Here is a 21,664-nt window from a genome sequence, read left to right on the forward strand (position 1 = left end):
TCTCTTTCTGGGTTAGGACGCGCGGGGGCTGGGACTGAAACGCTTGATGAGCAGGTACATCTCGCAACCGAGACAGAAGTTGAACGCCGCGTTGAGGAAGGCCGCCAGCAGCGCGAACGCCGTCGCGACGAACCCGAGCGCGGTCAGGCCGGTGGCGAAGCCGACGGTGCCGACGACCGCGAACACGAAGCCGACCGCCTGGGCGAACCGCAGCGGGGCGGCGTCTTCACGTTCGGTCGTCGGGCCGAGGCGTGGCGCGACCAGATAGCGGTAGATCAGGGAGTACGGCGCCGGCTTCAGTCCGATGAAGGCGCCGATCGCGAACACCACCGCCTGCGCCGCGAGCAGTGGCCACCACTGGGTGAGGAGCACGACCGCGAGCACGATCGTCGTCAGGATGGCGGCGAAACGCGGACCCCGTGGGTCGACGGCCGGTCCTGCGGACATGGTTCCTCCTGCACGAGCGACGGAAGAGGTGCCTGCCCGGCAGAGCGGGCATGAAGGCGTGATTCAGCGAATACCGGGCCGAGCCGGACACAGGCTGCTGCGAACGCGGCACAGATCCACTGCGCGGCGCTGGGTCAGCAAGGTTCGGGGCAGCCTGTTCACGGGCACGAGGGTACGCAGAGCTCCCTCAGGTTGGGAACCGTGTTCACACCTTGGGACGCTTCCCAAAATTCGGGATCAAACGCTCGCCAGGTGGGGCTTCAGGACTTCGAGAAGCTCCTGACCTCGGGGAACGCCGCCGACGCGGAAGACCTCCCTGCCGTCCGGCGTGAAGGCCAGCGTCGTCGGAGTCCGCAATATCGAAAGCGCCTTGGCGACTTCGGGGGTCTCGGTGACGTCGAGATCGACGTGGGTCAGCCCGTCGGTCTTGTCCGCGAGAGCCGACAGGATCGCGCGGGTGTGGCGGCACGGGGCGCAGAACGTCGTCGAGATCTGGACCAGGGTGACGCCTTCGGTCGCGAGGGCGGCCGAGACGCGCTCCGGCAGCGTGGACGCGTCCGAGGCCTTCGCGGCCCTGATGCGGCCGTTGCGCGCTTGCAGCAGCGCGCCGACGGCGCCACCGAGCACGAGCACGCCCAGCAGCACCCATACCCCGGTCATTCGGTCACCTCGGCGTCAAATCCATCTTGCTTCGAATCAACCCTGCGGCTTCGCTCCGCTGAAGGCGGCGTTCTTGCCCTCGCCCTTGATCGTCACCGAGCCGCTGTTCACGCGTACCGCCGTCGGGGTCACCGAGAACGGCAGTGCGCCGGTGTCGATGGTCGCGTTGAAGTTCGGCAGCAGCAATTCCTGCACCGACTGGGGAACGACGGTGGTCTCCTTGTCATTCCCGAACTGCAGCCGCTTCGGCTCGAGACGGATCTTCTGCCCGTCCAGTTCGATCATCGCGAAGCAGAAGATCTCCGTGTTGTTCCCGCCGATCTGCACGTTGCCCGACACGCGGATCCCGGCGCTGGCGGTGTCCACCGGCTCGCCGTTCTCGTTCGTGGTCGTCGTGGGCTTGGTGTCGCCCTGCCCGCTGTCGCCGTTGCGGACGTAGTCCTCGGTGACCGGCTCGATCCTCAGGTTCTCGATCTTGTTCAGCGGCGACTGCCGCGCGATGTCCGCGGCCTTGATGGTCACCTCGCCCTTGAGCGTGCCGACGACGATCGACTTGGTGTTGCCGGAGATCAGGTCCGAAAGCGGCGCCGTGACGTCGCTCAGGTCCGCGTTGAAGTCCACGTCACTCAACTTCGGCGGGACGGGGACGCCCTGCGCGTTGATGGTGATGTGACTGTAGTCACCGGCGATGGCCTGGGTGAGGAACGGGAAACCGTGCACCGTGACCGCCGGATCGTTGGTCACGTTCAGCTGCTCGCGGGCCTTCTGGGAGATCGTGTGCTCGGCGAACGCCGCCGCCCCGAAATCGGCCCCCACCAGCAGGACCACCAGCACCGCGAGGGCGATGAGCCAGCCCCGGCCACGGCGCTTTCCTCGCTTGGCGGACCGGCCGGAAGACGGTCGGTCGTCCTGCGCCACGGGCCTGCTCACCATCGCGTCGAATCTCCTTCGGATTGTCCTTTGTGCAGGTGTGATCGATCCAGCACGGGGTAGGTGTCCGGCTGTTCACCCGCTATTCTCACTAAGCACCGGCTGTAGCCACGTTCGAGGCGACTACGAGTGAAGGCGGTGCGGCGATGAGCCTGGACCTTCTGGTACTGACTGCGGAAGCAGATGCCACCACGGTTCTGCCCGCCCTGGATCTGCTGCCCCACACCGTACGCGTCCGTCCGCCCGAGGTGACCGCACTGCTCGACGCCGGCCACCGGGATGTCATCGTGCTCGACGCCCGCAGCGATCTCGCCTCCGCGAAGAGCCTCTGTCGCCTTCTCAAGGGCGCCGGAGAGGACGAGGCCTCCACGCCGATCATCGCCGTCGTCGGCGAAGGCGGTCTGGTCGCGGTCAGCGCGGAATGGCGCACCGACGACATCCTGCTTCCGACGGCCGGTCCCGCCGAGGTCGACGCCCGGCTCCGGCTGGTCACCACCCGCGACGGCGGGGCCGCCCAGGTCGACGCCGAGCTTCGCGTCGGCGAGCTGGTCATCGACGAAGCGACGTACACCGCGAAACTCCGCAAGCGCACTCTCGAACTCACCTACAAGGAGTTCGAACTCCTCAAGTACCTCGCCCAGCACGCCGGCCGCGTGTTCACCCGCGCCCAGCTGCTGCAGGAGGTCTGGGGCTACGACTTCTTCGGCGGCACGCGCACGGTGGACGTCCACGTGCGGCGCCTGCGCGCGAAGCTGGGTCCGGAGCACGAGCAGATGATCGGGACCGTGCGCAACGTCGGCTACAAGTTCGAGCGGCCCGCCAAGGGTTCGGTGGCCAAGCAGCAGGCCATCGCCCCGGAGGCGAGCGTCTACGAACCGACCGGGCTTTCGTCGCACTGATTCCCTTCCTCTCCTGCCTGACAAGACGTCCGGGCGGGGCCAGGGTTCCCGGGTAGGGTCGGTTTCATGCTCGATCTGCAGTGGACCGGTGAACCGGGAACGGAAGACGTCCGCCGCTTCCTGGTCGCCGTACGCGACGCCGACCGCAAGCCGGAGGACACCGGTTTCGCCGGTGGGCAACATCTACTGGGGCGTCTCGACGGCGAGCTGGTCGCGTACGCGCACCTGGACACCGAAGGCGACTCGCACGGTAATCAGGTCGCGGAGTTGTTCGTCCACCCTGAGCACCGGAGATCCGGTCACGGCCGCGCGCTCGTCAAAGCGCTCGTCGAGCGGGTCGACGGGAAGCCGTTGCGGGTCTGGGCGCACGGCGATCACCCCGCCGCCGTCCATCTCGCCGGGACCGAAGGCTTCGAGCGGGCCAGGGAACTGCTGATCCTGCACGCCGACGTCGAGACGGCCGAGTGGCCGGAACCCGTGACGCGCGAAGGCGTCACACTGCGCACCTTCGTCCCCGGCCAGGACGAGGAAGCGATGGTCCGCGTCAACGCGCGCGCCTTCGACTGGCATCCCGAGCAGGGCGCGCTGACCGCCGACGAGGTCCGCGCGACCGAGACCGAGGCCTGGTTCGACGCGGAAGGTTTCTTCCTCGCGGAGGAGAACGGTGCGGTCATCGGCTTCCACTGGACGAAGGTCCACGAGGCGGTTCCGGGGCGCTTCGGCGGCGAGCCCGTCGGCGAGGTCTACGTCGTCGGCATCGATCCGGACGCGCAGGGCGGCGGCCTCGGCAAGGCGCTCACGCTCGCCGGATTGCGATATCTCCGTGATCGCGGGCTCGGCCAGGTGATCTTGTACGTCGAGGGTGACAACGCCCCCGCGCTCGCCGTTTATTCGAAGCTCGGCTTCACCCGGTACGAGGTCGACGTCCAATACGCTCGGTAATCGGGTTCACACGTCTGGTCCTTGACCGGTCACGGAGAGCAAACGTGCAGGTCACGCGCGGGACACGGGCCTCTTTCGGAGTAGTCACGCTGCTCACATCGGGCGCCTTGTTCACCTTTCGTTCACCCTTTGACGGTCGCCTGTCCACTGTGAGTGCCTAGTGTCCGGATCCGGCAGGAACGTTCCCGTTCCACCGATCCGGCGAAAGTCTCCCAGTGGAGGAAATGCAGTGAAGATCATGCGGCCCGCGGGCGCGATCGGCATCGTGGCTAGCGCCGCCCTCGTGCTCGGTGCCTGTGGATCCGACCCGGCGGCGACCAAGCCTCAGGGCTCCGGCGCCCAGGCCGCCCCCAGCGGCACGGCCGACGTCCAGTGCGGCGGCAAGAGCCCGCTTTCGGCCGAGGGTTCGTCCGCGCAGAAGACCGCGATCGACATCTTCGTGCAGGCCTACGCCGCCAAGTGCTCCGGCCAGAAGGTGAACTACAACCCGAGCGGTTCGGGCGCCGGTGTCAAGCAGTTCAACGGCAACCAGGTCGACTTCGCCGGTTCCGATTCGCCGCTCAAGGACGGCGAAGAGGCCGAGAAGGCGAAGGCCCGCTGCGGCGCCGACGCGTGGAACCTGCCGCTCGTGATCGGCCCGGTCGCGGTCGCCTACAAGCTCGAAGGCGTCGACAAGCTGACCCTGACCCCCGAGGTCACCGCCAAGATCTTCAACGGCGGCATCACCAAGTGGAACGACCCGGCCATCAAGGCGGTCAAGGGCAACGAAAGCGTCAACCTTCCGGACAAGGCCATCCAGGTCATCTCCCGCACCGACGAGTCGGGCACCACCGACAACTTCCAGAAGTACCTGAAGGTCGCGTCCAAGGGCGCCTGGACCCAGGGTGACGGCAAGAAGTTCAACGGCGGTGTCGGCAACGGCGCGGAGAAGTCCAACGGTGTCGCCAACGCGGTGAAGTCCACCGACGGCGCGATCACCTACGTCGAGGCTTCGTTCGCGAAGGACGGCCTCAAGTCCGCCCTGATCGACAGCGGCTCCGGTGGTGTCGAGCTGACCGCGGCGAACGTCGCCAAGGCCCTCGACGCGGCGAAGTTCAAGAAGGAGGGCACCAACGACCTCGCGCTGGACCTGGACTCGATCTACTCCAGCAACGTCGCCGGCGCCTACCCGGTCATCCTCGCCACCTATGAGATCGCCTGCTCGAAGTACGCCGACGCCGAGGTGGGCAAGGCCGTCAAGGCGTTCCTGACCGTCGCCGCCACGGACGGCCAGAAGCCGCTCGCGGACAAGGGTTACGTGCCGATCCCGCAGAGCCTGCAGGACAAGGTCCTGACCGCTGTCAAGGCCATCGCCTGACCCTGTTGCCAACCCTCAGGTTGACGAGTAAAGACAGGCTGGACAGAAGTAGTCGATGAGCGATTCATCTTCGGCCAGAACGCCCACCGGCGACCCCGGTGGGCGTTCTGGTGTCCGCGAGACCTTCACGGAGGACCCGATTTCGCCGCAATCCGCCGCGTCACCGCCCGAGAAGTCCTCGGTGCCCCTCGCGAATCCCAAGTCAAGGACGGTGCGGCCCGGTGACCGCGTCTTCCAGATCCTGACCACCGGAGCCGGCGTCTTCGTCGTCGCGCTGATCGGCCTGATCGGGCTGTTCCTGCTGGTGCGGGCCGTCCCGGCGCTGCAGGCGGACAACGTGAGCTTCCTGACCAGCCAGGTCTGGCAGACCGACCCGGGCGACATGCGGTTCGGCATCATGGGCCTGCTGCTGGTCACGGTCTATTCCGCCCTGCTGGCGCTGATCATCGCGATGCCGATCTCGCTCGGTATCGCCCTCTTCCTCACCCAATACGCGCCGAAGCGGCTGGCACGGCCCTTCGCCTACGTGATCGACCTGCTCGCCGCGGTTCCCTCGATCATCTACGGCCTGTGGGGCCTGATGGTCTTCGCACCGACGATCGAGCCCTTTTCCCAGTGGGTCAACGACACTTTCTCGTGGATCCCGATCTTCGCGGCGGGCAATGTCTCGCCGGACATGCGCGGCACGATCTTCACCGCGGGCATCGTGCTCGCCGTGATGATCCTGCCGATCATCACCTCGCTGTCCCGTGAGGTGTTCGAGCGGACCCCGACCCCGCATATCGAAGGCGCGCTGGCGTTGGGCGCCACGCGCTGGGAGGTCATCCGCACCACGGTGCTGCCGTTCGGCAAGGCGGGCTACATCGGCGCGTCGATGCTCGGCCTCGGCCGTGCGCTCGGCGAGACGATCGCCCTCGCGATCATCCTCACCGGCGTCGTGGGCCGCGAGTTCACCTGGAGCCTCTTCGACGGCGGCGCCACGTTCGCCTCGAAGATCGCGGCGGACTACGCGGAGCTCAACAACGAGATCTCGGCTGGCGCGTACATCGCGGCCGGCCTGGTGCTGTTCGTGCTGACGTTCGCCGTCAACTTCCTCGCGCGATCCATCCTCGCCAAGAAGGGGGACTGAGCATGTCCACCACGCTCGAGAAGACCCCTGCCATCGCCCCGGCCTTCCAGCAGGTCAGCCTGGCGAGGAAGAGCAAGAACGCGCTCGCGACGGTCCTGATCTGGCTGTCGTTCCTGATCGCCGTCGTGCCGCTGGTGTGGCTGCTCGCCACGGTGGTCATCAACGGCGTCAAGCGGATTCCGTACAGCAACTGGTGGACCGAGGACTTCGGCTCCGTGCTGTCGGACGAGGTCGGCGGCGGCGTGCTGCACGCCGTCATCGGTTCGGTGCTGCAGGGCCTGGTGTGCGCGATCATCGCCGTGCCGATCGGCCTGCTGGTCGCGATCTACCTGGTCGAATACGGCCGCGGCAAGCTCGCGAAGACCACGACGTTCATGGTGGACATCCTTTCCGGTGTCCCCTCGATCGTCGCGGCGCTGTTCATCTACGCGCTGTGGATCACCACGCTCGGCCTGCCCCGCAGCGGTTTCGCGGTGTCGCTGGCCTTGGTGCTGCTGATGATCCCGGTGGTCGTCCGCTCGTCCGAGGAGATGCTGCGGATCGTTCCGGACGACCTGCGCGAAGCCTCGTACGCGCTCGGCGTCCCGAAATGGAAGACGATCATGAAGATCGTCCTGCCGACCGCGCTGTCCGGCATCGTCGGCGGCGTGATGATGGCGCTCGCCCGGGTCATGGGCGAGACCGCGCCACTGCTGGTCCTCGTCGGCTACTCGGCCTACGTGAACTGGGACATCTTCGGTGGCGAGCAGGCCGCACTGCCGCTCCTGATGAACAACGAACGGGTCAGCAACCCGTTCAACGAGGGGACCGTCGCGTTCGACCGGATCTGGGGTGCCGCGCTCACCCTGGTGCTGATCATCGCGATCGTGAACCTCCTCGCCATGCTCTTTGCCCGTCTTGTCGCCCCGAAGAAGAAGTGAGCTGTTTGAGATGGCCAAACGAATCGACGTCAAGGACGTGGACATCTACTACGGCAAGTTCCACGCCGTGGACGGCGTCACCCTCTCGGTGCCGCCGCGGAACGTCACCGCCTTCATCGGCCCTTCCGGTTGCGGCAAGTCGACGGTGCTTCGCACGCTGAACCGTATGCACGAGGTCATCCCCGGCGCCCGCGTCGAGGGTGAGGTGCTGCTCGACGGCGAGGACATCTACGGCGCCGGAGTCGACCCGGTGCAGGTCCGTCGCACCATCGGCATGGTCTTCCAGCGGCCGAACCCGTTCCCGACGATGTCCATCCGGGACAACGTCGTGGCGGGTCTCCGCCTCGGCGGCACCAAGGGCAAGAAAGAACTCGACGAGGTCGCCGAGCGCGCACTGCGCGGCGCGAACCTGTGGAACGAGGTCAAGGACCGGCTGAACCGGCCGGGTGGCGGCCTCTCCGGTGGTCAGCAGCAGCGGCTCTGCATCGCGCGGGCGATCGCCGTGCGGCCCGACGTGCTGCTGATGGACGAACCGTGCTCCGCGCTCGACCCGATCTCGACGCTCGCCATCGAGGACCTGATCGGTGAGCTCAAGAAGGAGTACACGATCGTCATCGTGACGCACAACATGCAGCAGGCGGCGCGGGTTTCGGACCAGACCGCGTTCTTCAACCTGGCGGGCGTCGGCCAGCCGGGTCGCCTGGTGGAGCTGAACGACACCGAGAAGATCTTCTCGAACCCGGACGAGAAGGCGACCGAGGACTACATCTCGGGCCGGTTCGGATAGCCGGTTCCCTGCCGGAAGTACATGAAGGCCCCCTTCCTTGCGCCAGGCGCAAGGAAGGGGGCCTTCATGTACTTCCGGGGTCAGAGTTCGTCGGGACCGTAGCCGGGCATCTTGCCGGTCACCACGAAGATCATCCGGCGCGCGACCGAGACGGCGTGGTCGGCGAAGCGCTCGTAGAAACGGCCCAGCAGGGTGACGTCCACGGCCGCGGCGACGCCGTGGTCCCAGTCCCGGTCCATGATGACCGTGAACAGGTGCTTGTGGATCTCGTCGACCTCGTCGTCGTCCGACTCGATCGTGCGGGCGGCCTCGATGTCCTTGGACTTGATGACCTGCTCGGCCTGCCTGGCCAGCTTGACCGCCACCTCGCCCATCTTGGCGAAGTCGGCCCGCACGGCCTCGGGCAGCACGGGATCGGGGTGACGGCGGCGCGCGGCCTTGGCCACGTGCAGCGCCAGATCGCCCATCCGCTCCAGGCTTTCCGCCGCGTGGATCGCGGCGAGGACGGTCCGCAGGTCGGTCGCGACGGGTGCCTGCAGGGCCAGCAGCGCGTACGCCTGCTCCTCGCATTCAGCGCGCGCGTCGTCGACCTTCGCGTCGTCGCTGATCACCTGCTCGGCGAGTCCGAGATCGACCTCGAGCAATGCCCGGGTCGCACGCTCCATCGCGTCGGCGACCTGGAGCGACATGCTCGCTAGGTTCTCGGCGAGCTGTTCGAGTTCGACATGGTAAGCCTCACGCATGGCCCAACCCTACGGGGAACAAGGGCCAAAAGCCGCATCGCAGAGTGAACCTGACGTGAACCCGGACTAACGAATGATCCCTCGGCGGATCTTCAGCCTGAGCTGCTGCTCTTCTTGGCGCCGCCGGATTTGGCGGAACTCGGCGGAGCGGACGCCGTACTGCTCGCCGGGGGTTCGGGCGACTTCTCTTCCAGCGGGGTGTTGTTGATCAGCGCCTCGAAGAGGGCCTTCGTCTTGCCCTGCAACAACACCTCGTTGCCGCGGTTGTTCGCCTCTTCGGTGGTCGGCACGGTGAGGAACTTGACCTTGCCCGAGTCGAGTCCGCGCATCGACTTGGCCAGCGTCATCATCTGCTTGATGCCGAGGTTCTCGCCGAAGGTGGCCTTGGCGAACGCGTCGATGAAGCCGCTCAGCTTGCCGGTGTCCAGGATGACTTCCTTGGACATCACGGTCTTCAGCAGCGCGCCGAGGAAGGCCTGCTGCCGCTTGATCCGGCCGTAGTCCGACGTCGGGTCGCCCTTGACGTGCCGCGCCCGTACGTAGTTCAGCGCCTGGTCGCCCGAGATCCGGACCTCGCCGGCCTGCGGGATGACCATGCCGAGCGTCGTGTCGTCGATCGGCTTCTCGTTGTACACGGTGACGCCCTGTACGGCGTCGACCATGGATTTGAAGCCGTTGAAGTCGATGCCGACGAAGTGGTTGATCTTCATGCCGGTGATCTGCTGGATGACCTTCGTGACGCACTGCGGGCCACCGACCGCGTAAGCGGTGTTCAGCTTCGCGATCTTCTGAGCCGGCGAGGTCTGGTCGGTGTACGACGACGTCGCCGGGTCCCAGCGCTTGCATTCGGGGCGGTTGATCTCGAGGTCGCGCGGGAAGGACACCATCACGACGCGCTGCCGGTCGGCCGGGATGTGCGCGATCATGACCGTGTCCGAACGGGCACCAGGAGTGCCGTTCGCGTCACCGACACCGTCCTCGGCGGCCGCGCCGTCGCGGGTGTCGGAGCCGACCATCAGGAAGTTCTCGTCGCCGTTCTGGCCGGCGGCGTCCTGGATGTCGGCCGAGTCCTCGTCGAGCGAGGCGACGGTGTTGAACTTCGCGTCGAACCAGGTCTGCGCACCCCATGCGGTACCGAGGGAGAGGAACACGAGCGCGGCGACCACGGCCGCCGCGATCCGGCCCGCCTTGGCGCTCTGCTTGGTCTTCCGTTCCTTCTTCTCCTGCAGGCGCGTCTGCGGCGCCTGCTCGGTTTCGGCGGGGTCGCTGTCGGTGGTGGTGACCACCCGCTGCAGCGCCGTACGGGTCTGCTCCAGCAGCGCCGCCGGGCGGGCAGCGAGCCGTTCACGCCGTTCGCGTTTTTTGGCCTCTTCGGCTTCGAGTTCGTCGTGCGCGGCGGAGAACCGGGCGAGCGTGTGGTCGATCTTGCGCTTGACGATCGTCGCGTCGTCGATCGCCTCGAGCTCGTCGGTCATCGTGAGCCGGTCCATTTCGGACCGTGCCGGGACGGCACCGGAAATCGACTGCGGGGCGGGCGGCCGCGGTACCGGTGCCTGCTGGATCGGCCGCTGCGCCGGGCGGCGGGGACGGCGGGGCGGCGGCGGCACCGCGGGCTGCTGCTGCGCGCCCGGGTTCACCACCGGCGGACGGCGCTGCGTCGGCGCTTCGGGGCTCGGTGCGGCCTGCGGAGTGCGGCGCGGCTGGCGTGCGCGAGGCGGTCGCGGCGTCTCGGTGGGGTGCGGGTTCCGTGGCTGTCCGGGCGCCGAGGCCTGCGGCGCGGTGGGGCGGACCGCGCGAGGCGGGTTCTCGGCCGGGGTGGCGGGCCGCGGACGGCGGGGTGCGGGTGGCTCCACCCGCGCGGCGTGCGAACCGGTTCTCGGAGGTTCCGGCGCCGGTTCGGCCTGCCGGAGACGGCGCGGAGACGGTGCCTCGGCTTCGGGGTCGAAGATCGGGCGTTCACCCGTATGACGTGCGACGACGTCGGAGACGCTGATGCCGCCGTGGGTCTCCATCGAGCGGCGACGGCCGCGCTGCCCGCGCTCACCGGCGCTGCTGTCGGTGTTGCTGTGGCGACCGGTCCCCGGGGTGTGGTGCTCGTCGGGCACTCGGTCTCCTTTCACAACTGGCGTCGAAGCTCTTTCGTTATCGTACGGACACCTCAAGTTCGTGACGACAACCATCCCGGAATTTTCCGCACACAAGGTACCGAGAAGCGCCGAACGGTCCATGCGATCGGGTGAGCGGTCCTGGTTAAAGCATCGTTAAAAGCGTCGAAACCGTTACGCAGGGTGTGACATTGACCGAGTGGGTGGCTAGGCGCCCGCGGACTCCGCCGAGTTCACCGAACGAGGAATCATCCGTGACGATTCGTTATCGCGATACGCCACTTTGTTACGACCGGCCCGTTTCGCCATATACAACAAAGCGTCGGCGCGGCGCAACTGCCGTTCCGGTTCCGCCGTTTCCCTCGCGCGGCCCGGTTCCGCACGGTTTTCGTGCGCGAGGCCCACGCTGATCGTCACCGCGAGGCCGGGCCGGATCCGCGCCCACGGATGGCGGGCGACCCGGACGCGGGCGGTGTCGGCGATCCGTACCGCGCGGGCGGCGTCGACGTCGGGCAGGACCAGCGCGAACTCCTCCCCGCCGTAGCGGGCGCAGAACGCCTCCGGCGGAAGTCCTTGCTGCAGCAGGTCGGCCACTTCGCGCAGGACCCGGTCGCCGACCAGATGCCCGAAAGTGTCGTTGACCTCTTTGAACAGGTCGAGGTCGACCAAGGCGATCGCCATCCCGGGCGGGCCGCGGTGGTCGAGGGCCGGTCCGTGCAGCCATTGGTCGAGATAGCGCCGGTTGTAGCTGGACGTCAGGGTGTCGCGCAGGCTGCCGGCGCGGGCGAGGTCGAAGGCGGACTTGAGATGGTGGTAGGCGCGCCGCCAGTCACCTTGGGTGGCGAGCACCCCGGCGATGGACTCGTGGATGCTGAGCAGATCGGTGCCCGGCGCGCCCGGGGGGAGCGCGGCCTCGTCATCGGCTACCACGCTCACCTCCGCCACGAATTGGTTTTCGTCGTACAGGAGGGATCTCTTGAGGTATCGGTACGGGCCAAAGCGAATATCGCTCAAGTGGACGACGGTTCGGCACCATTGTCACGCAGCGAAGTACCGTTCCGTAAGGACGAAAACGGCTCCACGTCTTTGAGCTGCGAAAACTGATCCTTCGCCCAGTAACTCACGTCAGTCACATCGTCATTCAGCAACAGTACGTAATCATTCCAGCTCAGCCAACGCCAGTCGCCGACCTCGTCCGGATGCGGCTCCGGGTCGCCGTCGATCCAGGCGACGAACACCGGGCAGAACTCGTTCTCGACCACTCCCTCGAATGGCGGCGTCCGGTAACGGTACTTCGGGAGGACACAACGGAGCCCGTCCAATCGGGGCAGTCCCAGCTCGAAGGCGGCGCGGCGACGGACGGCCTCCTCGATCGGCTCGCCCGGTGCGGGATGCCCGCAGACGCTGTTGGTCCAGACCCGCGGCCACACCTTCTTCGACGCGGCACGGCTGGTGATCAGCAGAGCCTGGTCGCTGCGGCGCAACAGATAGCAGGAGAACGCCAGGTGCAGCCGGGTGTCCTCGTGGTGAGCGGACAGCTTGGGCGCGGTCTCGCCGGTCGGTTCGCCGTCCTCGGTCACATAGACGATGCGTTCGGTGTCCACTTCGGTCATGTTGTTCACCGGACCCACTGAACCACCCGCCTCGCTGTAACCGGTACCGCGACCAGAGTTACCCCTGTTAGTGGGACGAAAGGTGCTCCACGAGCAAAGAAGTGACGGCCTCCGGGGCCTCTTCCACCACCCAATGGGAGGCGTCCTCGATCATCTCGAAGCGATACGGGCCGGTGACCCGATTCGCGGTGTCGAGCGCGGCCGTCGAACCGAAGGCGGCGTCTTCGGTGCTCCAGATGTAGAGGGTCGGTACCTCGATCGGCCCGATCTTCCCGCCGGGACGGCCGGCGCGGTACCAGTTGAGCGCGGCGGTCAGCGCGCCCGGTTCGGACAGTCGCCGGATGTACTCGTCAATCTTGCTCGGCGGCAGTTTCCAGTCGAACATGCGGCGCAGCGCGTCGGCGTTGTTCTCCAGCATCCGGCGTTCGGTGACGCGGGTCTGCCGCCATTCGGTCATGTACCCGGAGCGGAGATGCTGGTCCTCGTCGGTCTTCATGGCCTCCGCCAGCGCAGCCGGGTGCGGCGTCGAAATGACGGCGAGACTGCGGAGTCTGCCGGGATGCGTGTCGGCCGCCCACCACGCGACAGCGCCGCCCCAATCGTGTCCTACGAGGTCGAATTCCTTCCACCCCAACCGATCCGCGATCGCGATGACGTCACCGACGAGAGCGTCGATCCCGTATTCGGACGCCTGTTCCGGCCGGACACCCGGCGAATAGCCGCGCTGATCCGGTGCCACCGCGCGATAGCCGAGCACGCCGAGCGTCGCGACCTGGTGCTCCCATTCCACCGCGGCCTCGGGAAATCCGTGCAGCAGCAGGACGGGACGGCCGTCTTCGGGACCCGCCGCGATGGCGTCGAAGGAACCGGCGTCGGTGGGGATGCTCAGCTGCTCGATCACGACGCCGACTTTACGGGCCTTCGGTTTCGGGCGGGCGGCAAGGGATTGACGACGAGCGTCGGTTGATCGTCTAATGAGCGCCGCGGCCGGTCTTCGGCCGCACTGGGGAAACTGGGGTAACACATGTCGAACAGGTGGAGGCGCCGGCTCGCCGTCGGTGCCACTTCCGTCGCGCTCGCGGGCGGAATCGGTGTCACCGCGGTGAATGTCGCGGTGGCTCAGGAGGCACCGGTCTCGGTGCTCGGTGTCTGTGACGGGAATCCGGGTTGCCAGCTCGGACCGTACTCGAGCCTGAGCAGTTGTCAGATCGAGCAGAGCAACATGGCCCGGTACTACACGATCACCATGCGGTGTTTCGAGGTCGACCACGGCCAGTGGAAGTTCGCCTACAAGACCAGGGGCACCTGAGTCGTGAACGAAGACGCTCCCGCCGGGCAACCCGGCGGGAGCGTTTTCCGGTTCAGCCGCCGGAGTGCATGTCCTCGGCTTCGGGGACGCAGTCGTCGTCCGGGTCGTCGAGCCAGCCGTGCGGCAGCGTGACCTTGCCCGGCGAACCCTGCCGTCCACGCGGTCCGGTGGCGGCGCTGGGGAACGGGGCGTCGTGGTCGAGTTCGGCGATGAGCTCGTCGAGCTGGTCCAAACTGGACAGCATCGCGAAACCGCGGCGCAGCTCGGAGCCGACCGGGAAACCCATGAAGTACCAGGCCATGTGTTTGCGGATGTCACGCATCGCCTTGTCGTGACCGTCGTGCTCGACGAGCAGTTCGGTGTGACGGCGCAGCACTTTCGCGACCTCGCCGAGATTCGGCGGCGTGGGCTGCGGGCGCCCGGCGAAGGCGGCTTCCAGCTCACCGAACAGCCACGGCCTGCCGAGGCAGCCGCGGCCGACCACGACACCGTCGCAACCGGTCTCGTCGACCATGCGCAGCGCGTCCTCGGCGGTGAAGATGTCGCCGTTGCCGAGCACCGGGATACTGGTGACGGCCTCCTTGAGCGCGGCGATCTTCGTCCAGTCGGCCTGGCCGGAGTAGCGCTGCGCGGCCGTGCGCGCGTGCAGGCTGACCGCCGCCGCGCCCTCGGCCTCGGCGATCCGCCCGGCGTCGAGGTAGGTCAGGTGGTCGTCGTCGATACCCACCCGGAACTTGACCGTGAACGGCACGCCCGCCTCGGCCGCGGCCTTCGCCGACTCGCGCACGATGTCGGCGAACAGCTTGCGCTTGAACGGCAACGCCGCCCCGCCACCCTTACGCGTCACCTTCGCGACCGGGCAGCCGAAGTTGCTGTCGATGTGGTCGGCGAGTCCCTCGCCGGTGATGATGCGGACGGCTTCGGCCATGGTCTTGGGGTCGACCCCGTACAGCTGCATGGACCTGGGCTTTTCGTTCTCGCCGAAGGTCATCATGTGCATGGTGCCGGGGTGGCGTTCGACCACCGCGCGGGCGGTGATCATTTCGCACACGTAGATCCCGGCGCCGTACTCCTGGCACAGCTGCCGGAAGGCGACGTTGGTGATGCCGGCCATGGGAGCGAGCACGACCGGGGGATCGACCTCGTAGGGGCCGATCTTCAGGCTGGGCTTGCTCAGGGTGGCTGTCACGTCCTCCATTGTCGCCTGTGGTGTCTGTCACTCGCACGTGGGCTGGATGAACGCGCCGTCCGGAGAACTATGCGACCTGCCTGGCAGCCGATTCGGATCACGTGTTCCAGACGGTGACCTTGGTGCGAATGGTGTTACCGGCTGCGAGCACATCGAGGAGGAAGATCCGTCCCTCGGCAGTGCGCCCGCATACCTGATTTCCGGTCGCGACCTGGACCTGGTTGGAGCCGTCCGTGTCCACGGCCGAAGCGCACTCGCCTTTGCCCGGCCGTCCGCTCTTCTTCCAGGACGTCACGGTCGTATTGCCTTTCACGTACAAGTAGCCGCTGGAAATGTTGGCGAGGTACTCGCCATCGGTGTAATTCGGTGGGTTGTGATCGAGATTGAACTTCCCCCACGTGAGTTCGCCGGTCCAGTAAACCGCCCCGCCGGTATTCGGCGGCGGCACTGTTGTCGGGGCTTCGCCAACGGGACGAACCTCTGGCGTCGCGGTGACGGTGACCGTCGCGGTCGAGAAGGCGTTCGTTGTGTTCGGCTGTTCCGCGTCCGGGGCGCTCGTGCGGCCGAGAAAGAAACCGGCTCCAGCCAACGCGGTCACCAGTGCGGCGATCGCGGTGATCCATTGATGGCCGAGGTGTCCCCAGCCGGTCTTCTTGGTGGATTCCTGATCGTCGTCCCTCACGATGTCCCCCTGACCCTCAGTGATCGGGGTAACACCTTAGTGGTGAGGCCCGAGACCCAGGAGTCCGGCCTGGTGAGTCGGTCCTGCAGTAGAGGCGGCTAGTCAGGACGACTTCGCCAACTGGCTGACACGTTGGAACGACATGCCGAGTACTTCGCCGGCTTCGCGCTGCGAAACCCCGAGGGCCAGCAGTTCTTGAACCGCGGCTCGGTGCTCCGCGGCCGCTTCCGCTTGTTTGCGCTGGGCCTCCTCGCGCAGGACCTCGGCCCGAGCCTGATGGTCAGTCACCGAATCCGGCAGCCGCACCTTGAGGTGGAGGTCGTACTCGTCGCCACGGAGGTCCTCCATGATCTCGATGAGTTCGCTCGCCATGGTCGCGACGTCCTTGTAACGGAGCGCCTGCGTCGAGCGGCCGATCTCGGGAACTCGGATGAGCCAGAACTTGCCATCGCGGGTGACTTCGGCATGGTAGGTCTTCACTTCCTCCACCATCCTTTCCCGAGGACGTCCTCGCACTCTTTGAAGATCTCGACAGCGAAGATCTCTCCCAGTTCGGTATGTCGTGGAATGGGGAACACCAGTCCGTTCAAGGTGTAGATGGTGTGGTTGGCGCCCTCTCGCTCGAGGATCCACGCTGCCCGTTGCCGCCTGGCGGCAACGGCGATCTTCCTGATGACGTCCCGTCTCTTCGCAGAGTATGTCTAGGCAGGGGTAGACGCAACCGTCAATGGCGGGGTAGACAGTTCGTGAAAAGGGTTGGATATTCTCCCCTTTTTGCCGGTACGCAACCGAGATCCGGGCTGCGGTGGCCGATCCGGGCCGTGTGGAAATAGGGACACTCAACGTCCCTATTTCCACACAGTGACCGCACGCTCACCCCGTCTGACCACATCGTCATCACGATTGAGTAGTGCTACGGATCCTTCAGCGGTCCTCGGGACGCATGCTGATCGTCATGACCACCGATGGGGATGTGCTCCTCAGGCTCGCCGGGGAGATCGACGATCTTGGGGCCCGCCTCGCGCGGGTCGGGACCGAGCTGCGGACCGTCCAGGCAGACGCGGCACCGACGCCTGCCGAAACGCCGCAGGCACCCGCAGAGCAGGAGGCACCCGCCGAGCAGCAGGCATCCGCAGAGCAGCAGGAGCAGAAAGCCCAGCCGCAGCCGGTCCCTGCCCAGCCCCAGCAGCCGGTGTACCCGTACCCCCACCACGCCCAGTACCAGCAAGCCCAGTACGCGCACGCCCAGGCGCAGCAGCGGTGGCAGCAGTACCAGCAGCAATACCGCCAGCCGTATCAGCAGTACCAGCAGCCCCGCCCGCCGCAGCAGCCCTACCGGCCCTATCAGCCGGTCCCGAAGGTGACGCTGGGCGAGAAGCTGAGCAAAGAAGGCGTCGGCAGCAGGTTGCTGGCCTGGATCGGTGGCGCGGTCACGCTGCTGGGTGTCGTGCTGTTCCTCGTGCTCGCGATCCAGCGTGGCTGGTTCGGCCCGTTGCCGCGGGTGATCGGCGGCGCCGTGCTCGGCGCGGCGCTGGTCGGGATCGGGCTTCGCCTGCACCGCACGCCGGCGGGCCGCACGGGGGCGTTCGCGGTCGCCGCGACCGGGATCGGGGCGTTGTACCTCGACGCCATCGCCGCGACGACGATGTACGAGTACCTCCCGGCCTACGTCGGTCTCGCGATCGGTCTCCTGATCGCGGTCGGCGGATTGCTGCTGGCCGTGCGGTGGAAGTCGTCGCTGCTCGCCACGGCCGTCGTGCTCGGGTGTGTGGTCTGCGCGCCGATCATCACGCAGGGTTTCACCGCTGAACTGGTCGCGTTCCTGCTGGTGGTCCAGGTCGCTTCGACGCCGGTGCAGCTGCGCCAGTCGTGGCCGTCGGTCGCGGTCGCCGCCGGGATTCCGCCGCTGGTCGCGTCGGTCTTCAGCACGGCGTTCACCGGTTTCGGTGGCAGCACGGCCAATACCGCCGCCGCGCTGGCCGCGGGAGGTGTCGGAATCGCGCTGGCCTTGATCGTCACCGCCAAGCGGCCGGGAGACGCCGCCGCGCTGGCCCTGCTGGCGGTCGCGCCGGCGCCGTCGTTGCTCGCCGCGTTGTTCCTGCCGAAGACTCCGGCCGTGCTCGTCACCGCGACGGTCGCGCTGGTGCTGCTCGGGGTGTGGGCGGCCGGGCAGTGGCTCAACGGCTGGACGGGTGACCTCGCGGGCGCCGCCGGGCTCCTCGCTGCCCTGCAGACGACGATGACCCTGTTCGACGGCAGTGCGCGTTCGGCGATCCTCCTCGGCGAAGGTGTGCTGCTGGCGCTGGTCGCGCTGTGGACGAAGAAGCACGTGGCGCTCTTCGGCGGACTGGGCTTCGCCGTCATCGGCGGCATGATCGCGCTGGCCTTCGACGTCCCGCCGACGCTCTTCTTCCTGATCCGGAACCGGCCGGACGCCGACCTCGCCGCCGCCTTGCTGGTGGCCGTCGCGATCCTGGCCGTCTCGATCACGCTTCCGTGGGTCGCGCACCGGCTCGGGCTGTTCAAGGCCGCGTCGGAGAACGTGGTGCCGTGGCTCCTCGCGGGGGTCTGCGGGCTCTACGGCGCGGGCGCGATGGTGTTGTGCGGCGCGCTGCTGGCCGTCCCCGGCCGCTCGGGTTTCCTGGTCGGCCACGTGGTGATCACGGTGTCCTGGACGGTCGCCGCGCTGGTGCTGCTCATCCGCGGCATCGCCGCGGTCAGCCTGCGGGTGATCGGCTTCGTGCTGGTCGGGGCGGCGGTGCTGAAGCTGGTGCTGTTCGACCTCTCCGCGCTCGACGGTCTCGCCAGGGTCGCCGCCTTCCTCCTCGCCGGCCTGGTGCTGCTCGGTGCCGGGACGCGCTACGCGAAACTCGTCGCGTCTCGCTGAGCGGACGAGGAAGAAAAGCCGCCGGGTCGTGGTTGGTCGGTTCATGAGCTACCGACCCGACCCGCGGCTCGCCGAGCGGGCGAAGGAGAACATCGCCTGGCTGACCACCATCAGCCCGAAGGGCAGGCCTTCGCCCCGCCCGGTGTGGTTCGTGCTCGACGGTGAAGACTTCATCGTCTTCAGCCAGCCGGACACGGCGAAGACCCGCCACATCGAAGCCAACCCCGAAGTCAGCATCCACTTCAACAGCGACGAGCACGGCGGCTCGATCCTGGTGATCGGCGGCAAGGCCGAGATCCTGCCGGACGGTCTCGCGTCGGAGCAGCCTGGCTTCCTCGAAAAGTACGAGAAGCACTACCCCGCGATCGACTACGACGTCCCGAAATTCGACCGGGAGTACAGCGTCCGGATCAGGATCCGGCCCGAGCGCACCTGGGGTTTTTAGAAGCCGACGGTGACACAGGCCAGCCGGGCACCAGCGGTCCCGGCGTGGCCGGGGTCGGTGTGCGTATGCGTTTCGTGGATCACGATCGAATTCGCCCGCCGATCGGTGAACGTCCAGTCCACTTTGGACACGGCGACGCCGCGGCCGGTGGCGTCGGTGGTGAGGTCCAGCCAGATCTCGTTGCGGGGGTTGGCGTAGGCCGGATCCACCGACGGCTTCACCGGGTCTTCGACGTTCTGGTAGTGCGGTCCGGCCAGGTCGCCGGTGGCGCCACAGGGCTTCGTGTGCGCGTGGGCGCCGTATTCGCGGTTGGGCAGCAGACCGGTCACGAGTAGCGCGGTCGAGGTGCCGAAAGCCTTGGAGGTCAACCCGAAGACGTGCGCGCGAGCGCCGGCCGGGACCAGTTCCGGCTTGTACGTCGTGAGCTTGCCCTTGGCGGTGATGACGTGCACCGGGGCTTGCGGGGCGGCGGCGGCCGTTCCGGCGCCACCGACGGCGAGCAACGCGGCAGTGGATACGACAGCGGTCATGAGGGGGACGAGGCGCATGTCCCCTGCCTAGTCCGCCGGACATCGGGCACGCCAGACAGGTCACTCGGTCGGGCGATCATTCTCAAACTATGGGCAGGAAATGTGAGTACCAACCCTCCGGATCGCACCTGGCTGGTCGCGGTCGCCGCGGCCCTCTGGGGCACTGACGGCCTTCTGCGTCTTCCGCTCGCCGAGGCGCTCCCGGCGGCCACGGTCGTCTTCTGGGAGCACCTGCTGGTGGTGCTCGTCCTCAGCCCGCTCATCCCGGGTGCCTTCCGCGCGTTGCGGCGGTGCGGTCCGCGGGAATGGCTGGCCGTGCTCGCCATCGGCGGTGGCTCTTCCGCGCTGGCGACGGCGATGTTCACCGCCGCCTTCAAACTGGGCGACCCCGTGACGCCGTTGGTGCTGCAAAAGCTTCAGCCGGTCTTCGCCGTCCTCGCGGCGTTCTTCGTCCTCGGTGAACGCGTGCGCGCCGGGTACGCGTTCTTCGCGATCCCGGCGTTGCTGGGTGCTTGGTTGCTGGCGTTCAAGGATCCCCTGAACATCCAGCTCGCCGCGGCCAAGGCGGCGCTGCTGGCGATCGGCGCGGCCGCGTTGTGGGCGGCGGGCACGGTGCTCGGCAGGCTGCTCTCCACCGAACTGGCGCCGAAGGAGGTCACCACGCTGCGCTTCGCCGTCGGGCTTCCGGTCGCGGCAGGCATCGTGGCGTATCAGGGCGGCCGGTTCGCGGTCGGCTGGGACAACGCGCTCGGACTCGGGCTGCTCGCGCTGGTCCCCGGCTTGCTGGCGCTGAGCCTGTACTACTGGGGCCTGCGGTCGACGCCCGCCGCCAGGGCGACGCTGGCAGAACTGGCGTTCCCCGTCACGGCGGCCGTTATCGGCGTATTGTGCTTGAACGCCGATTTGTCGGGTACTCAGTGGCTGGGCCTGGCCGCGGTAGTCGTGTCAGTGACTTCGCTCGGCTGGCATGAAAAGGTCAGGCGTCAACCGATGGTCTTGGAGCCGCTGAATGGTCGAGCACACCGGCGAGACGAAGAACGAACGCCTGACCCGCAACGTCAGTGAGCTCCTGCAGGAGCTGCGGGTCGCGCAGGCGGGCGTGCAGATCCTCTTCGGCTTCCTGCTCACGGTGGTGTTCACCGACGAGTTCCACGAGGCGAGCGGGTTCGAGAAATCCGTTCACCTGACGGCGGTCCTGCTCACGGTCTGTTCGACGGTGCTGCTCACCGCACCCGCCGCGTGGCACCGATTGCTGTTCCGGACCGGCAATCGTGAGCGCATCCTCACCGTCGGCAACCGGTCCGTCCTGGTCGGACTCGGCTGCCTCGCGGCCGCCATCACCACGACCGTCGCGCTCATCGCGAAGGTCGTTTTCGGCCCGATCGCGATGATGGTCCTCGGTGTGGTGTCGGGGGTGCTGTTCCTCGTCATGTGGTTCGTCGTGCCGAAGATGATCGACCACAACGGCGACTGATCACCGACCCGTGCGCACCGGCGTGCTTTCGGGGAGGCCGAACGCGGCGGCGGACACGGACTTCGGGTCGTCCGGGCTCGCACCGTCGAGCACCCGGCGCGCGCCGATCCACGAGAACATCTCCTTGACCGAACGGGAGTGGCCTGCGCCGTCCTCCGCGAACTTCCGGTCGAGCACGCGGTACCCGCCGGGGGTTCGTTCCACGCGGTAGACCATCGGCTGCCGCCGGAATCCGCTGCGCGTGACGAGCCCGTCGCCCTCTTTCGCGACCTCGTCGCAGCTCGCGACCAGACCGATGTTGACGAGATCGCCTTCCGGCCGGGTCTCGATCACCTTCTGCGTGCACACCCAGCGGATGCGCGGGTCGCCGGAGCGGGCGGCCGCCGTCGTCGACGCGCGCAGATGCTCGTCGATTCCGGGCAGCGCCTCCCGGGCGACGGCTTCGTCCACCGACGGCATCTCGTCCACGATCCACCAGGCCGCCGCGCCCACCAGCACGCCGACCCCGGTGAGCACGGGCCAGCGTTTGAGATTCCCCATGACACGAAGCTACCGAGCGGAGCAAGTGTTCATCCGCGGTTCGGGAAGCGTTGCCTCCGCGACCGTAGGTTGCGGC

24 protein-coding genes are annotated in these 21,664 nt (G+C 67.4%); 11 read left to right on the plus strand and 13 right to left on the minus strand.

Annotation, left to right across the window (positions count from 1 at the left end):
* Window positions 1–12 precede the first annotated feature (12 nt).
* The 3 genes from AVL48_RS16285 to AVL48_RS16295 form a co-directional block, all read right to left on the minus strand.
* Window positions 13–447 (minus strand): DUF4395 domain-containing protein, encoded by a 435-nt coding sequence (locus tag AVL48_RS16285; RefSeq protein WP_061981920.1) that lies wholly within the window; start codon window positions 445–447, stop codon window positions 13–15.
* A gap of 237 nt (window positions 448–684) precedes the next feature.
* Window positions 685–1,107 (minus strand): TlpA family protein disulfide reductase, encoded by a 423-nt coding sequence (locus AVL48_RS16290; RefSeq protein WP_061981921.1) that lies wholly within the window; start codon window positions 1,105–1,107, stop codon window positions 685–687.
* A 36-nt stretch (window positions 1,108–1,143) separates the two neighbouring features.
* Window positions 1,144–2,040, minus strand: coding sequence for an LmeA family phospholipid-binding protein (locus AVL48_RS16295; RefSeq protein ID WP_082857655.1), 897 nt, complete (start codon window positions 2,038–2,040; stop codon window positions 1,144–1,146).
* Window positions 2,041–2,183: 143 nt separating this feature from the next.
* Here AVL48_RS16295 and AVL48_RS16300 point away from each other — a divergent pair, with 143 nt between their 5' ends.
* The 6 genes from AVL48_RS16300 (at window position 2,184) to pstB (ending at window position 8,071) form a co-directional block, all read left to right on the plus strand.
* Window positions 2,184–2,936: a winged helix-turn-helix transcriptional regulator gene (locus tag AVL48_RS16300; RefSeq protein ID WP_061981922.1), complete on the plus strand. Its 753-nt coding sequence runs from the start codon at window positions 2,184–2,186 to the stop codon at window positions 2,934–2,936.
* Window positions 2,937–3,002: 66 nt separating this feature from the next.
* Window positions 3,003–3,878, plus strand: a complete 876-nt coding sequence (gene mshD / locus AVL48_RS16305; RefSeq protein ID WP_061981923.1) for a mycothiol synthase — start codon at window positions 3,003–3,005, stop codon at window positions 3,876–3,878.
* Between the two features lie 229 nt (window positions 3,879–4,107).
* Window positions 4,108–5,235, plus strand: coding sequence for a phosphate ABC transporter substrate-binding protein PstS (gene pstS / locus AVL48_RS16310; RefSeq protein WP_061981924.1), 1,128 nt, complete (start codon window positions 4,108–4,110; stop codon window positions 5,233–5,235).
* 211 nt (window positions 5,236–5,446) lie between these two features.
* Window positions 5,447–6,364, plus strand: a complete 918-nt coding sequence (pstC, locus tag AVL48_RS16315) for a phosphate ABC transporter permease subunit PstC (RefSeq protein ID WP_061981925.1) — start codon at window positions 5,447–5,449, stop codon at window positions 6,362–6,364.
* A gap of 2 nt (window positions 6,365–6,366) precedes the next feature.
* On the plus strand, window positions 6,367–7,284 hold the full coding sequence (pstA, locus tag AVL48_RS16320; protein WP_061981926.1) for a phosphate ABC transporter permease PstA: 918 nt from the start codon (window positions 6,367–6,369) through the stop codon (window positions 7,282–7,284).
* Window positions 7,285–7,294: 10 nt separating this feature from the next.
* On the plus strand, window positions 7,295–8,071 hold the full coding sequence (gene pstB / locus AVL48_RS16325; protein ID WP_037320403.1) for a phosphate ABC transporter ATP-binding protein PstB: 777 nt from the start codon (window positions 7,295–7,297) through the stop codon (window positions 8,069–8,071).
* A gap of 80 nt (window positions 8,072–8,151) precedes the next feature.
* On the opposite strand, the gene phoU is transcribed toward pstB, so the two are convergent.
* The 5 genes from phoU to AVL48_RS16350 all read right to left on the minus strand — a co-directional run bounded on the left by phoU (window position 8,152) and on the right by AVL48_RS16350 (window position 13,433).
* Window positions 8,152–8,814, minus strand: coding sequence for a phosphate signaling complex protein PhoU (phoU, locus tag AVL48_RS16330; RefSeq protein ID WP_061981927.1), 663 nt, complete (start codon window positions 8,812–8,814; stop codon window positions 8,152–8,154).
* 92 nt (window positions 8,815–8,906) lie between these two features.
* Entirely contained in the window at window positions 8,907–10,304 is a 1,398-nt protein-coding gene (locus tag AVL48_RS16335) for an LCP family protein (protein ID WP_061982015.1), read from the minus strand.
* 822 nt (window positions 10,305–11,126) lie between these two features.
* The gene (locus AVL48_RS16340; RefSeq protein WP_061981928.1) at window positions 11,127–11,864 is read right to left on the minus strand and encodes a GGDEF domain-containing protein; all 738 of its coding nucleotides are present in this window, start codon (window positions 11,862–11,864) and stop codon (window positions 11,127–11,129) included.
* Window positions 11,865–11,929: 65 nt separating this feature from the next.
* Complete coding sequence (gene idi / locus AVL48_RS16345) at window positions 11,930–12,532, minus strand: isopentenyl-diphosphate Delta-isomerase (protein ID WP_425266137.1); 603 nt, start codon at window positions 12,530–12,532, stop codon at window positions 11,930–11,932.
* A 67-nt stretch (window positions 12,533–12,599) separates the two neighbouring features.
* A complete protein-coding gene (locus AVL48_RS16350; RefSeq protein ID WP_061981929.1) occupies window positions 12,600–13,433 on the minus strand; it encodes an alpha/beta fold hydrolase in 834 nt (277 codons plus the stop codon).
* 123 nt (window positions 13,434–13,556) lie between these two features.
* On the opposite strand from AVL48_RS16350, the gene AVL48_RS16355 reads away from it, so the two are divergent.
* Window positions 13,557–13,841, plus strand: coding sequence for a hypothetical protein (locus tag AVL48_RS16355; protein WP_061981930.1), 285 nt, complete (start codon window positions 13,557–13,559; stop codon window positions 13,839–13,841).
* Between the two features lie 52 nt (window positions 13,842–13,893).
* Here AVL48_RS16355 and dusB read toward each other — a convergent pair whose 3' ends face one another.
* The 3 genes from dusB to AVL48_RS16370 all read right to left on the minus strand — a co-directional run bounded on the left by dusB (window position 13,894) and on the right by AVL48_RS16370 (window position 16,192).
* Complete coding sequence (gene dusB / locus AVL48_RS16360; RefSeq protein ID WP_061981931.1) at window positions 13,894–15,039, minus strand: tRNA dihydrouridine synthase DusB; 1,146 nt, start codon at window positions 15,037–15,039, stop codon at window positions 13,894–13,896.
* Window positions 15,040–15,127: 88 nt separating this feature from the next.
* Window positions 15,128–15,712, minus strand: coding sequence for a hypothetical protein (locus AVL48_RS16365; RefSeq protein WP_061981932.1), 585 nt, complete (start codon window positions 15,710–15,712; stop codon window positions 15,128–15,130).
* A 102-nt stretch (window positions 15,713–15,814) separates the two neighbouring features.
* Complete coding sequence (locus tag AVL48_RS16370; RefSeq protein WP_063816521.1) at window positions 15,815–16,192, minus strand: hypothetical protein; 378 nt, start codon at window positions 16,190–16,192, stop codon at window positions 15,815–15,817.
* A gap of 463 nt (window positions 16,193–16,655) precedes the next feature.
* Between AVL48_RS16370 and AVL48_RS16375 the strand changes: the two genes are divergently transcribed.
* Entirely contained in the window at window positions 16,656–18,599 is a 1,944-nt protein-coding gene (locus AVL48_RS16375) for a DUF2339 domain-containing protein (RefSeq protein ID WP_061981934.1), read from the plus strand.
* A 43-nt stretch (window positions 18,600–18,642) separates the two neighbouring features.
* A complete protein-coding gene (locus AVL48_RS16380) occupies window positions 18,643–19,044 on the plus strand; it encodes a TIGR03667 family PPOX class F420-dependent oxidoreductase (protein WP_061981935.1) in 402 nt (133 codons plus the stop codon).
* On the opposite strand, the gene AVL48_RS16385 is transcribed toward AVL48_RS16380, so the two are convergent.
* Entirely contained in the window at window positions 19,041–19,592 is a 552-nt protein-coding gene (locus tag AVL48_RS16385) for a superoxide dismutase family protein (protein ID WP_061981936.1), read from the minus strand. The genes AVL48_RS16380 and AVL48_RS16385 overlap by 4 nt on opposite strands.
* Before the next feature lie 84 nt (window positions 19,593–19,676).
* Here AVL48_RS16385 and AVL48_RS16390 point away from each other — a divergent pair, with 84 nt between their 5' ends.
* Both AVL48_RS16390 and AVL48_RS16395 read left to right on the plus strand, forming a co-directional pair.
* Complete coding sequence (locus AVL48_RS16390) at window positions 19,677–20,639, plus strand: DMT family transporter (RefSeq protein ID WP_061981937.1); 963 nt, start codon at window positions 19,677–19,679, stop codon at window positions 20,637–20,639.
* On the plus strand, window positions 20,584–21,048 hold the full coding sequence (locus AVL48_RS16395) for a DUF6328 family protein (protein ID WP_061981938.1): 465 nt from the start codon (window positions 20,584–20,586) through the stop codon (window positions 21,046–21,048). Before AVL48_RS16390 ends, AVL48_RS16395 begins: the two co-directional genes overlap by 56 nt.
* On the opposite strand, the gene AVL48_RS16400 is transcribed toward AVL48_RS16395, so the two are convergent.
* The gene (locus AVL48_RS16400) at window positions 21,049–21,588 is read right to left on the minus strand and encodes a hypothetical protein (protein ID WP_061981939.1); all 540 of its coding nucleotides are present in this window, start codon (window positions 21,586–21,588) and stop codon (window positions 21,049–21,051) included.
* Window positions 21,589–21,664: the final 76 nt, after the last annotated feature.

Origin of the sequence: Amycolatopsis regifaucium (assembly GCF_001613935.1) — a bacterium.
GTDB lineage: Bacteria > Actinomycetota > Actinomycetes > Mycobacteriales > Pseudonocardiaceae > Amycolatopsis > Amycolatopsis regifaucium.